The organism is Bacillus sp. FSL E2-8868 (assembly GCF_038005505.1).
Classification (GTDB): Bacteria; Bacillota; Bacilli; order Bacillales; family Bacillaceae_G; genus Bacillus_A; species Bacillus_A mycoides.
Window position 1 is genome coordinate 478927 of sequence record NZ_JBBOTI010000001.1, and the last position, 12219, is coordinate 491145.

The window sequence follows — 12219 nt, forward strand, 5'->3', positions numbered from 1 at the left end:
GCACATTAACCTGTTTACTATGGAGGGGATTTTTTCATGGGAAAAATTAGAGTCACTTACGATGTAGAATTTAAGAAACAAGCTATAGATTTATACTTAAAAGAAGGCATGAGCTATAAAACCATTGCGAAAGAATTAGGTATTCATCACTCGGTTGTAAGTCGTTGGGTGAAACACTTTGAAGCTGAAGGAATCAAAGGACTAGAAGAAAAACGCGGTAAAGCGAAAGGACCAGGTTTAGGTAGACCAAGGGTTAGACCCGAAGATCCTGAAGCTAAGATCAGACGATTAGAAGCGGAAAATGAAATGTTAAAAAAGCTCTTAGGGATGTAAAAGGAGGAATGAAAGTCGTATCCAAAATAAAAAAATTCGAAGTCATCCATGAAATGACAAAAACAGGTTATACAGTGACCATTCTATGCGATATTGCTGGTGTAACCAGAAGTGGATACTACAAATGGCTAAAACGGCATACGACGCCTTCTAAAAAACAATCAGAGGATATCGAAATTAAGAAAAAGATATTGGAGTGTCATAAAAAATTAAGAGGAATTTATGGATATAGAAGAATACAAGTGTGGCTGAAAGCCACATATAACCTTCATTTGAACCATAAGCACATCCAAAGATTGATGAGTGAACTAGGTATCAAAGCCGTAATTAGGAAAAAACGACCTTATTACGGAAAAAAAGAAGCTTATGTGATTTCAGAGAACCATCTAAATAGGGAGTTTCAGGCTTCAAAACCGAATGAGAAATGGGTAACCGATATTACCTATTTGATTTTCAATGGACAGCGCTTGTACTTATCCGCTATTAAGGATTTATACAATAATGAAATTGTTGCCTATGAAACCAGTCGTAGAAACGACTTAAAGCTTGTGTTAGATACGCTTAAAAAGGCAAAGAAAAAACGAAATGTGAAGGGAATCCTCTTACATAGTGATCAAGGATCCCAGTATACATCTCGTCAATATAATCAATTACTTAAAAAATATCAGATGAAGGCAAGTATGTCTCGAAGAGGCAACTGTTGGGATAATGCTTGTATGGAAAACTTCTTCAGTCACTTTAAGGCAGAGTGTTTTCATTTATACTCCTTCCGTAAAGCGAATGAGGTCAAACTTGCCGTGCGTAAATATATGCACTTTTATAATCATCAAAGATTTCAAAAGAAATTAAATAACCTGAGTCCATATAAATATAGAACTCAGGTTGCTTAGTTGCGCTTTTTAAATACTGTCTACTTGACAGGGGTCACTGCACGAAACAGGCTTCTTTTTTATCGTTTAGTAAACACGTTTTCGATTTTCCGCATGACTAGAGATAAGTAATAATGCAGATTCTTCACCTATATTGCGAACAATATGAGGAACGCATGCATTCCAAGAGAAAGAATCACCTTCTTCTACAATCGCAATATCTTCTCCATGTTGAACTTCTAGTTTTCCGCGTAATACAAGATGACACTCTTCACCTTCATGAGCATTTGGTGAGTTTTCTTTCGGGAATCCGGCAGAAATTTCTACTAGAGATAGGCGGAGACCACCTTGCTCCGCAACATGCTCAATTCTTTGTTCATCTTTTCCATACACACTGTATTTACGCTCTTCTTTTTTTACAATTTTTAAACGATCTTTTTGTTCTAACAATAAATATGGAAGGGGAACATTTAAAAAATTAGCGATCATTTCTAAAGTTGAGATAGATGGTGATGTTTTATTGTTTTCAACCTGACTCATAAAGCCTTTAGAAAGACCTGTTCCTTCACAAATTTGGGCAATCGTAATTCCTCTACGTTGACGAATTTCACGAATCGCAGAACCGATATTCATAAAATCATGCTCCTTTTTGTAAACAACTATTTGTATCATAGCAAAAAAAAAATATTTTTTCTCATGAAAAATGAATTGACGAATAAAAATAATTAGTGTATGTTTTGTAATGTAAATAAAAGTTTTGTATAACAAAACTATAAAGGAGAGAAAGAAATGAATCAACATATTGGTAACTTAATTATTCGTATCGTGTTAGGGGTAACGTTCTTTATGCACGGTTTAACAAAATTCCAATCAGGAATTGACAATATTGCAGGGTGGTTTACAAGCATTGGTTTACCAGGAGGACTTGCATACGGTGTAGCAACAGTTGAATTAGTTGGAGGTCTATTGTTAATTCTAGGTTTAGGCGTAAGGTATATTGGCTTATTATTTGCACTTGTTATGGTTGGAGCGATTGTGAAAGTAAAATGGTCAGCTGGTTTGTTAGGAGACGGGAAAAATCCTGGATTTGAGTTAGAACTTGCATTATTAGCGATGGGTGCTTACTTATTTGTTGCGAAAGCTAATGGTTTTGTAGATAATTTCTTAAAAGAGAAAATGTTAAAGAAGAATTAATTAAAATGGGGGTATAACAAAATGGGCTTTCCACTTCATCCCGAAACAACACTTGGGGTTGTTCATTTATATGTATCAAATTTAAAGAAATCGCTAGAGTTTTATACAGAAGTATTGCGTATGAAGGTACTGGAAGAAAAAAGTACAATCGTTACGTTTGGTAATGAGGACAATGAGCCACTTCTCATAATAGAAGAAAAGGAAGACGCTCTTCCGAAGCAAAGAGGTCGAACTGGTTTATATCACTATGCAATTTTATTACCAAACAGACAAGACTTAGCAAATATTCTTCGTCATTTTGTTGAGAGAGTACACCCATTACATGGTGGGGCTGACCATTACTTTAGTGAAGCTCTTTATTTAGCTGATCCAGATGGAAACGGGATTGAAATTTATCATGATCGCCAAAAAGAAGTTTGGCATGATGAAAATGGAGAGTTACCATTTGTTAGTAACCCGTTAGACGGCGAAGGATTATTACAACAAGGAAATACATGGAATGGGTTCCCGCCTGGTACTGTGATGGGGCACATTCATTTACATGTAGCTGACTTAGAAGAAGCGAAACGTTTCTATGTTGATGGCCTTGGTTTTGATGTAACGATTCCAGCTCGTAATGGAGCGTTGTTCGTATCAGCAGGTGGTTATCATCACCATATCGGTTTAAATACATGGCAGGGTGAAGGTATACCACCACAAATGCCAAATTCCGTTGGTTTGAAATATTTCACAATTGTACTAGCAGATGAAAAACAAAAAGAGCAAGTGTGTGAAAGTTTAAAATATATTGGCGTAGTTGCTACGTATAAAGATGGAATATTACAGGCCAAGGATCCGTTTGGACATTGTATACATTTTAAAGTGAAAAGAGAAGCCTAAAAAGGCTTCTCTTTTTTCACTTTCTTATAATAGCTTTTTCATTTTGTAAAAATAGGTCATCAAATTGCTTTGCAAGGTCAAAATCTAGTTTCGTTAAACCTTTTGCATTCCATGATGACAAAGTAATAATGACTGCTTTATACTGGATAAGGATAAATGGGTGGTGATTATGTTCTTCTGATAGTTTGGCGGCTTCAGAGACAAATTCGACTCCTTTTAAGTAGTCGGAAAACATATATTTTCTTTCAATCCATTTTTCATCTTTCACTGTCCATTTATCCAGCTTTGTTAATTCCTCTTGTACTTCTTCATTAGTTAATCGTAGCATCATTTTTCACATCCTTTACCTGCAGTAACGCAAGACCATTGTTAATAAGACGTGTTACAGATTCTTCAGTTGTGAAAGTAGAAAGTTGTTGTAATAATGCTGCTGATGCTTCGTGACCTTTGTTATGTTCTAAAAGCAATTCTAAAATTTCAAGACGAAGCAACCATTCTTTCGGATAAAATTTATTTAATACTTCTTGAATAGCTATTAATTGATCAGTATGAGTATCGTGTAAAATACTATCGTTACGTATATCTCGAACTGTTTGATACATACGTTCAAGCTTATTCAGTACAAGTGGATCAGGCGTTTCTTGTACTTCTTCATTCATCGGGAAAAATGCAGCCGCATCTGCCGCTCCTGGGAATACAGAAGTGATTTGTGAGCCGACAGCCATATCAAATGCTCCCCATGAAGGATCAAATAATAAGCGATCTTTATGAGTAACTGCACAATTTATAAAGGAGATAAGAGCAATTTTTTTATCATTCTTTACAATGTCTGTTACTGTTCCTTTTACATGAATGCCACTTGCAAAAGTAAACTCTGCACTGCTTCCAATTGTAATGCCTAATGATTGTAATTGTTCTTCTGTACAATTTTCTAATGCAATATCTCCATCTAGTAATCCGATTGGTGTCCCGAATCCATCGCTGTGCACAGATGTAGAATGATTTGCTAGTTGTTTATTATGAATTGCTAATGCAGTTGGTGAGCTTGTTCGTGTGTAAATAACTTCACCAGTATCATTTTTAATTGTCTCTGTAAATGTACCCGTAATTTGTAATCCACTACTTAGCTCAGTTGTAGCATGATTTTCGGAGCGGATTGCTTTTTCTAATCCTTCTGTTCCACCTGTTTTAAATGCCATCGTTGTAGAGAACTGCTCAAGGGCCTCAGTCAATTCTTCAAATGATTCACAAACAAATAGCTGTGGTTGCATTTTTGTTACATCATAAGTTGTCCCGGTGCAAGCTTCAATTGAGAATGGGACTTTCTTTACAGCGTTTGTTAAGCACTGCTTACTTTCACCGACAGAGGAAAGGAGACCAGCACCGTAAATTTTCGGATCATTTATATTGCCGATTAAGCCGTATTCCACTGTCCACCAGAATAAACGTGAAATTTGTTCTGCTTCTGATAAACCAGAAACTAAGTTTTGTTTTTCGATTACAGCATTTTCAGCAACTGCAACTTCTTCAGGTGTAGAAGTAGGGCTTTCTTTTACGATCGTTAATGTACGAACGGCTTCAAAAGCATCCTGTTCTTCTTTTGTGGAGAAAGCTTTCGCTCCAATTTGTCCAAAGCGTTTCACATATTTTGCATATGTAGAATCAAGCAAAATCGGTGCGTGGCCTGCAGCTTCATGAACGATATCAGGAGCGGGTGTATACTCGATATTTTCTACTTTACGAATATCTGTTGCGATTGGTAGTAATCCATGACCTTGAAAATCGAAGAATGCGACGCCGGGAATAAGTCCGTCAATCGTTACGGCACCCCAGCCGCTTGGTGCTAAACAGTCATTCATTTCTTCTACTTTTGGAATTGCATCTATATTAATACCAGATGATTGTAGTCCGTTAACATAGGATGGATGAGCAACATCTTTTAAGAAGCTATGGTTTTGTCTCATAATGTAACGCCAAACAGCGTGATTCACCGGTGTGTATTGATCATAATGCTGTGTGGATACGAATGGTTTTAAATGTGATGGAATTTCTTTTTTCTTTGTCATTTAGACGTCCTCCTTTTTCTCTATAAAAATGAATACCAGTTTTGTATAGCTTGTACCACCTCCTTTCAGAATTGTAAGCGCTTATAAAATTTTATCATAACATTCGAAATTCTTTAACAACTGTTTGCGTGAGAAATAGAAAAATCCCCTATCGGAAAATCCGATAGGGGCGAAAAAATCGCGGTACCACCCTATTTGTAAGTGAAAATATACTTACATCTCAACTAATGATAACGGAAAAATTCCGTCTTTTCCTTCATGCATAAAAGCACTACGAAAAAGAAGCTCCAGAATTGTAATTCGTACTTATATATGTGCTAATTTCCACCGATCATTAGCTCTCTGAAACAGGGATACAAGATACTACTGCGATTCTTTCAACGCGTATATATGAAGTTATTTAAAAGGGAAGGACGCAAAAAAGCCCCTATCGGAAAATCCGATAGGGACGATAAAAATCGCGGTACCACCCTATTTGTAAACAATTAATTGTTTACCACTTACTTTAAGATAACGGAAAGATCCGTCTTTCTCTTCATGCATAAAAAGCATTACGGGAAAGAAGCTCCAGAATTGTAATTCACGCTTGTATATGTACTGATTCGCACCAACCATCAGTTCTCTGAGACAGGGATATAAGTCGCTACTAGTATTCCTTCAAAGCCGATATATAATTCGTTCAACTAAACTATGTTTTGTATTATAAAACTATATTTAAAAGCTTGTCAACAATAATTTTATTATCTCACTTCTAAATCGACGTTTAAATTAGACTTATTTCCAGCTGCATCGGTTGCTACAATATGAATTATATTTTTTCCTTGTTGTAATTGGTTACGATCGAAGTAAATGTCGTAACTTTTCTCCCAAGGGTTCAGGAACGCACTTTCCCACACGCCATTTCCGTTAATTTCATATTGTATCGTTACTGGATGTCCTGGAGCAACCCATCCAGATTCTGTCATCCAATCTAAAAGTATATCATCTACTTTCCCTCTAATTACGAGGTTTTCTTGATCTACTTCAGACGATAACTTCGGTGCAGTACGATCGACAAATACAGCTCCTGTTTGCTTTGTTTCTCCACCAGAGTTAGAAGCAACAGCTTCGATTTGGTATAAGCCATCAGGTAGAGGAGATCCGTCAGTTTTCGTACCATTCCATTTGAAAGATTTATAACCAGGTGTTTCATTTTTCCCTTGATGTATCATGCCTTGATATGCTACACGGTCTTTCGTAATTAAATTAGCGTGAAATGTTACATCCTCAACTGGTGTAACTAAATAGTAATTGATCAGGTTGTCATCTAGTATTTTGTCATTATTTGGACTGAAAGTAGAATTAACGATTTCAAGGCCATCAATACGCTTGTATTCTTTCGGATCGATGCTAAATGTAAATGGAATACGCATTTCTTCAGTCTTCCCTTGCTCTTTTACATATAGATTTCCTGTATATACACCTTGTGGTAAGGAGCTATCTACAGTAATAGTAAAAGGCTTTTCGATGTTACTATTAGGTTTCATACTAATAGAAGAAGAGAAAGAAGTCTGGACTTTTGTTTTTGTATCTAGTAATTCAATACGAGTTGAAAAGTTTTTCTTTTTGTTAGAAAGATTTTGTAACGTAACATTTTGTGTTAACTTCACTTTACCGCTATTAGGTTTAATAAGACCGAAACTTACATTGTTAGGTTTCACTAATGCATCTGTTTGAGCGGCTTTTGGAATGTTAATTAAACCAGAGCCTTGTGCCATAACAGGATATGTATTTTCATTGACATCCTTTAATGTTTTTGCAGTATTGGCAAGAGCTGCTTTCAATTGTTCTGTCGTCCAATCAGGGTGCATTTGACGGAGTAGGGCAACAGCTCCTGTTACTTGCGGCGCAGCCATACTTGTCCCGTTGTGAGATTCATAGCCACCTCCCGGCACTGTACTAGTAATTTTCACTCCAGGTGCAACAATATCAGGTTTTATAAGCCAACTACCTTGAGAGGGTCCTCTTGAACTAAAGTTACCAATAAGTTCTGTTTGCTTTGGTTGTCCAATTTTTATATTTTTCTTTCGTTTTGTAATTAAAGTTTTTAACTCTTCGCCATTTGTATTTGATAGTTGCATAACTGGAAGAGCTACATCTTCACGTGCAAAATATTCGGGCATAAGATTAATTTCTTTTTCGTTAGAAATTAGTAGCACGCCGAGAGCGCCAGCTTGTTTCGCTTGTTCTGCTTTTACTAACGTGCTCGAAGTTCCTTGTAAAACAAGGGCGAACTTCCCTTTCACATCTTGTTTAGCGTAATCGCTTGGATTACCGTAGCCAACATATACAAGCTGAGCATCGTTCCCTACTTGGAAATCTGCTTTTGATAACGGTAATCCTTGGTAAGATTTATTGGAACCAGCTACTTGGAATGTTGGAAATGGAATAGAAACTGTAGATGCACCAACAGAGATGACACTACTTGCGTTACCAGGAGCGTCAACAGACCAAGGTTTTGGTCCATCATTTCCATTTGAGACGACTGCAGTAACACCAAGTTTTGCTGCGCGTTCTAACGTCATTGTTACAGGTTGATCAGGTACATTCAAATCTTGACCAAGAGATAGATTTAAAACATCGGCACCATCTTGAATAGCTCGCTCAATACCTTGAATAATATCATCGGTCGTACCGGTACCACCATCATTCATGACACGGTAAGCGAGTATAGAAGCGTTCGGAGCAATCCCCTTTATTTTTCCGTTACCAGCAATAATTCCAGCAACATGGGTACCGTGGACGTTTCCATCCATCGGATCATTATCTTCATCGACTGTATCATAGCCACCGATATAATTTGCTTGTAAATCAGGATGGGTATAGTCGACACCTGAATCGATAATAGCGACTTTCATCCCTTTTCCATCAAGGGATTTGCCAGTCGGATCTTTTAAATTCCAAGCTTCAGGTGCACCAACTGTAGGGCCTCCAACGTTTGGTGTTTCTTGATCTGCTAGGCTTTTTGACGTTTCATGTAATTTATATGTTAAGTTCGGATAAATTGCTTTTACTTCAGGTAAAGAAGCTAGAGCGGCAATTTGATCCCCTGGGATAGAAATAGAAAATCCAGAAAATAACGTACTATACGTTTCTTTTATGGTTGCTTTCGGTGCTTTTTCTTTTATTTTCTTTGTTGTATCCTCTTGTGCTTTTTTTAGTTGTGCATGGTATGATTGCACATTGCTATTTTGTAGGTCCGGAGCATGTTGAATGTTACTTTGTGAAGCGAGTGGAGCATGTTGCAATTCTACAATAACTGAAATTTCTTTTGATGTTTTTGTTTCAACATTTTGCGCGATTTTGTTTTCTCCCCATTGTTCAATATTTGCTTTTAACTGTGGGCTAAATTGCTTCTCTTTTTGCAGTGATTCAGCATGGGCGCTTAATGCTCCAAAGCTCGAAAAGACGAGCGCCATACTTAATAGTGTTGATGTAGTTTTCTTCATTGAAACTCCCCCTAATAAAAAGTGCCAATTTTCCGAAAATAAATATTACATTTTTATCGTTAATTATAGGAACGGATGTTGGCTAAACTATACATTCGACATAATTCATACCAAACCTCTCTGAATTGAAAATTTCTTGGGAAATTTTTTGGAATTATGTCGAATGGATAATATTTGCATATAGTAAGCGGAATATGAGGAATGCTAAAGGGGGAAATGGGGGTGCTATATGAAAAGGTTTATAGTAAGTGGAATCGTGATTTTGTTCCTTTTTTTCTGTTCAAGTTCTATTACTAGCGCAGAAAACAATGGAGTAAAAGTTGCCTTTATTCGTAATCATAATCTATGGATTAAAGTTGGTGAAAAAGAAAAACAAATTACAAAAGGAGAGTACATAACAGGGCCGAAATGGTCACACAATGGAGAATGGCTTGCATATGCAAAAGGAAAGAAGCGAAATCACTTTGAACTGTATCGGCTGAAAGATGGAAAGAAAGTTACGCCATCTCAATCAGAAGCATCGAATTATCAATGGTCACCAACAGAGAATATAATTGCATTTGTATTTGCACGCACATTAAATACATTTGATGCTGAAAAAAAGAAAGTAGATTTTGAAAACGTAGCTAATGGTGTAGGTGACTATGCATGGTATCCTGATGGTAAGAAGTTTCTTGTATCATCAGAAGCGTACTTGCTTCCAACAGGATGGACAGGTGCTCAGTTATATGAAATACAAAAGGATGCAAATATGAATCCTCATAAGATGAAACATTTATATGCACTACCGAATGAGCATGATGACTTTTTAGCTTTAGTTGGAAGTGGATTTAAGTGGTCGCCAGATCAAAAATGGATTTCGTTTTTGGCAGTACCAACAGCTTCTTTGTCAGCTGATAGTAATACACTTTGCTTAATTCGAGCAGATGGCAGTCGTTTTGAAACAGTAGATCAAATGTTATTAAACACACAATGGTTCAAATGGGCACCATCAAAGAATATATTAGCCTATATTGAAGGAAGCGGGAGAGTGGCTTTAGAGAATAAGCATTTAAAAATAAAAGAATTGCCGGCTCTCCAGCAAAATACATTTACTCCAAAAGGCTATGTTGATTGGGATTTCACATGGAAGAACGATAATGTAATTATCGTTTCAAGGGCAAAGGAAGCAGAGCTATCGGTCCCTCTAGAAAAAAGACCACTACCATCTTTATATGAAATAAATAGTACAACAGATGAACAACATCAAATTACAAAGCCATCCAATAGCCAAGGCGATTATAACCCCATTTTTAGTAAGAAAAGCAACCAATTAATGTGGCTCCGTTCAAATCGTAAGAAAGCTGATGTATGGCTTGCTCATAACGATGGAAAACATGAGAAGAAGTGGATTGAAAATATAGATGTACCAGAGTGGTATTATGAGAAATGGAATTGGGAAGATGTCGTTTCGGTTAAAGACGAGTAAAAAAACCTACCTGAAATATAATTTTCAGGTAGGTTTTTCAATGTTATTTATGTGTTTTATTTGGCTTTTTTTTCGCAGGGTTTCCGTTCCCTTGGCGCTTTCTATTTTGTTCATCTTTTGCTTGTTTTTCATGTAATGTATCTAAAAAGTCATTTGAGTTACTCATTTTTATATCTCTCCTTTTTTCATTCTGTCCTAATTACTATAACCATTTAGGAGGATAATCATGAGATAAAAGTTAAGCGCTTAGTTTTCTTCGGTAGTATACGTAAAATATGCCATATGTAATGAATAACATAAGTAAAACTTGTAACTCTACATTTTCTTTTAAAATAGTTGCGACAGAAGATGGTAAGTAAGGTGATGTATTGCTCGTTCCTAAACCTAACCATTTGTTTAAGAGGTTCATGATACAAAATATGAAAACACCAGACCAGCTGGCGATAATTGCTTTTTGTTTAATTTTTGTTTCACGCTCATCATCTGTAATCCAAGGATTAGCAGTTTTATCACTATTAAAAAAGCCATTTATGTATCCCCATATGACCATTCCCATAAAGACGATAATCCATTTCATATTTGTAATCCTCCTCTTCTTGTAAAAAGTGTTTTACATATATAATTGTAATATTTTTCAAACGTTAGTGTCAAACACTTTTTACATTCTACTTTTTAAAATAGCAGGAGTAAAGAAAAAAATAGGGAAGAAATATGTGAGACTATTTCCTAGTGAGAGGAAGAGGAGAATGAAGCTTATTTTTGTTCGGCATGGTGAAGGTGAACATACGAAAGATTTACCATTAAGTTTACAAGCAGTGAATCCGCCATTGACGGGCGTGGGAAAGAAGCAGGCTGAATTGCTTCAGTGCGATGTACCATTACAAGAAAAGGATATATTAATCGCTAGTCCTACACTTCGAACTTTACAAACTGCGACAATATGGAGTGCGGAAGTTGCTTGTCAAAAAATTGTTCACCCATATATATCCCCACGTATTTTTCCTTATCGGGAATCCGCCAAAACATTACCGTGCGATCAATTATTAGATCGAAAGATAATACAAAATTTATTTCCACATTTTTCATTAGAAGAAAGTAGAAATGAATTGTTATGGAATGAGGGAGTCAATATCATCTCGGAGATGGAATTTCAGCAAATAGTAGATGAATTTCTGCACTGGTGCTATCAGTTAAAAGCAGAAAAAATTTGTATCGTTGCACACGATGGAACAATTACAGCGTATAGGCAATATTTACATAAAGTCGCTTTAACTAGAGCTGATTTTTTGAAAGAAACGGGTATATATGAAATGGACTTATAGGAGAGGAAATTTGTAATGGAAGAGTTAGGAGAAGATGTGTACGACTTAAATGAGCCGAGAGTATACTTTAGCGTAGCGGAAATTAAGTAATATGCAAAATTGCATATTACACATATTGTAAATGGTTGGTATAAGTTTGGGGAGTTGAAACTAACTAGTAGAATCCTTTTTACATAGTGGTGTAAAATCATATGTTGGATTGATAGATTATGTAGATGGAAATGTAGCACTTATGTTTACAATACGCCTATTTTACGGGTTTATTAACCATGACAAAACGTTAGAAGAAGTTGTTCGAGAAGCGAGATTAACCGATGAGGAGACATGTACATTTCGAGTATATAAACAATATGAAACGGATTTATTCTATATTCGAATGAATGCGTTTCACATTTAACTCACAGTTTTTTTACATTTTCTTCAATGAAAATGATTATCACCTGTGGTATGATATGTTCAAGTTTTTACAGGTAATAAAAGTTACTATATAAACGTTAGTATTTAATATTTTTTATGTATGTCACAAATTATTCACGATTAATGTTTTAAAAGTAAGTAACTAATGTTATTATATTATCTGTAACTGACTTAATTACAACT

General features: G+C 36.0%; 12 protein-coding genes, 1 pseudogene and 2 other annotated features. Of the genes and pseudogenes, 7 read left to right on the plus strand and 6 right to left on the minus strand.

Translation table 11 applies throughout. The features are described 5' to 3' along the window. The first annotated feature begins 36 nt into the window (after positions 1–36). Together NSS74_RS02570 and NSS74_RS02575 are read left to right on the plus strand one after the other, a co-directional pair. A complete protein-coding gene (locus NSS74_RS02570; RefSeq protein ID WP_002135468.1) occupies positions 37–333 on the plus strand; it encodes a transposase in 297 nt (98 codons plus the stop codon). A gap of 8 nt (positions 334–341) precedes the next feature. Continuing rightward, entirely contained in the window at positions 342–1223 is an 882-nt protein-coding gene (locus NSS74_RS02575) for an IS3 family transposase (protein ID WP_002140633.1), read from the plus strand. 66 nt (positions 1224–1289) lie between these two features. On the opposite strand, the gene NSS74_RS02580 is transcribed toward NSS74_RS02575, so the two are convergent. Continuing rightward, positions 1290–1835, minus strand: a complete 546-nt coding sequence (locus NSS74_RS02580; protein ID WP_002015249.1) for a helix-turn-helix domain-containing protein — start codon at positions 1833–1835, stop codon at positions 1290–1292. A gap of 156 nt (positions 1836–1991) precedes the next feature. Between NSS74_RS02580 and NSS74_RS02585 the strand changes: the two genes are divergently transcribed. Together NSS74_RS02585 and NSS74_RS02590 are read left to right on the plus strand one after the other, a co-directional pair. Then, the gene (locus tag NSS74_RS02585; protein WP_002015248.1) at positions 1992–2396 is read left to right on the plus strand and encodes a DoxX family protein; all 405 of its coding nucleotides are present in this window, start codon (positions 1992–1994) and stop codon (positions 2394–2396) included. A 21-nt stretch (positions 2397–2417) separates the two neighbouring features. Further along, complete coding sequence (locus tag NSS74_RS02590) at positions 2418–3275, plus strand: VOC family protein (protein WP_340813188.1); 858 nt, start codon at positions 2418–2420, stop codon at positions 3273–3275. 16 nt (positions 3276–3291) lie between these two features. Here the strand turns inward: NSS74_RS02590 and NSS74_RS02595 are convergent, their stop codons facing one another. From NSS74_RS02595 to NSS74_RS02605, 3 genes are all read right to left on the minus strand, one after another. Then, complete coding sequence (locus NSS74_RS02595) at positions 3292–3606, minus strand: 4a-hydroxytetrahydrobiopterin dehydratase (RefSeq protein ID WP_002143198.1); 315 nt, start codon at positions 3604–3606, stop codon at positions 3292–3294. Continuing rightward, entirely contained in the window at positions 3587–5341 is a 1755-nt protein-coding gene (locus NSS74_RS02600) for an aromatic amino acid hydroxylase (protein ID WP_340813189.1), read from the minus strand. Before NSS74_RS02600 ends, NSS74_RS02595 begins: the two co-directional genes overlap by 20 nt. Positions 5342–5503: 162 nt before the next feature. After that, positions 5504–5731, minus strand: a binding site (T-box leader). Positions 5732–5782: 51 nt separating this feature from the next. After that, positions 5783–6011, minus strand: a binding site (T-box leader). A gap of 70 nt (positions 6012–6081) precedes the next feature. After that, entirely contained in the window at positions 6082–8829 is a 2748-nt protein-coding gene (locus tag NSS74_RS02605) for a S8 family peptidase (protein WP_002143195.1), read from the minus strand. 229 nt (positions 8830–9058) lie between these two features. Between NSS74_RS02605 and NSS74_RS02610 the strand changes: the two genes are divergently transcribed. Beyond that, positions 9059–10297: a TolB family protein gene (locus NSS74_RS02610; RefSeq protein ID WP_002143192.1), complete on the plus strand. Its 1239-nt coding sequence runs from the start codon at positions 9059–9061 to the stop codon at positions 10295–10297. 43 nt (positions 10298–10340) lie between these two features. On the opposite strand, the gene NSS74_RS02615 is transcribed toward NSS74_RS02610, so the two are convergent. Together NSS74_RS02615 and NSS74_RS02620 are read right to left on the minus strand one after the other, a co-directional pair. Beyond that, positions 10341–10463, minus strand: a complete 123-nt coding sequence (locus NSS74_RS02615; protein ID WP_000071861.1) for a DUF4023 domain-containing protein — start codon at positions 10461–10463, stop codon at positions 10341–10343. Positions 10464–10535: 72 nt separating this feature from the next. Further along, positions 10536–10874: a hypothetical protein gene (locus tag NSS74_RS02620; RefSeq protein WP_002143190.1), complete on the minus strand. Its 339-nt coding sequence runs from the start codon at positions 10872–10874 to the stop codon at positions 10536–10538. Positions 10875–11043: 169 nt separating this feature from the next. Between NSS74_RS02620 and NSS74_RS02625 the strand changes: the two genes are divergently transcribed. Continuing rightward, a complete protein-coding gene (locus NSS74_RS02625; protein WP_002143189.1) occupies positions 11044–11619 on the plus strand; it encodes a histidine phosphatase family protein in 576 nt (191 codons plus the stop codon). Continuing rightward, a pseudogene (locus NSS74_RS02630) lies at positions 11620–12016 on the plus strand (hypothetical protein); the annotation flags it as partial. Positions 12017–12219 lie beyond the last annotated feature (203 nt).

Bases quoted from the DNA above. Each gene is read 5' to 3' on its own strand.
- NSS74_RS02570 (WP_002135468.1), top strand. From the start codon at position 37: ATGGGAAAAATTAGAGTCACTTACGATGTAGAATTTAAGAAACAAGCT.
- NSS74_RS02575 (WP_002140633.1), top strand. From the start codon at position 342: ATGAAAGTCGTATCCAAAATAAAAAAATTCGAAGTCATCCATGAAATG.
- NSS74_RS02580 (WP_002015249.1), bottom strand. From the start codon at position 1,835: ATGAATATCGGTTCTGCGATTCGTGAAATTCGTCAACGTAGAGGAATT.
- NSS74_RS02585 (WP_002015248.1), top strand. From the start codon at position 1,992: ATGAATCAACATATTGGTAACTTAATTATTCGTATCGTGTTAGGGGTA.
- NSS74_RS02590 (WP_340813188.1), top strand. From the start codon at position 2,418: ATGGGCTTTCCACTTCATCCCGAAACAACACTTGGGGTTGTTCATTTA.
- NSS74_RS02595 (WP_002143198.1), bottom strand. From the start codon at position 3,606: ATGATGCTACGATTAACTAATGAAGAAGTACAAGAGGAATTAACAAAG.
- NSS74_RS02600 (WP_340813189.1), bottom strand. From the start codon at position 5,341: ATGACAAAGAAAAAAGAAATTCCATCACATTTAAAACCATTCGTATCC.
- NSS74_RS02605 (WP_002143195.1), bottom strand. From the start codon at position 8,829: ATGAAGAAAACTACATCAACACTATTAAGTATGGCGCTCGTCTTTTCG.
- NSS74_RS02610 (WP_002143192.1), top strand. From the start codon at position 9,059: ATGAAAAGGTTTATAGTAAGTGGAATCGTGATTTTGTTCCTTTTTTTC.
- NSS74_RS02615 (WP_000071861.1), bottom strand. From the start codon at position 10,463: ATGAGTAACTCAAATGACTTTTTAGATACATTACATGAAAAACAAGCA.
- NSS74_RS02620 (WP_002143190.1), bottom strand. From the start codon at position 10,874: ATGAAATGGATTATCGTCTTTATGGGAATGGTCATATGGGGATACATA.
- NSS74_RS02625 (WP_002143189.1), top strand. From the start codon at position 11,044: ATGAAGCTTATTTTTGTTCGGCATGGTGAAGGTGAACATACGAAAGAT.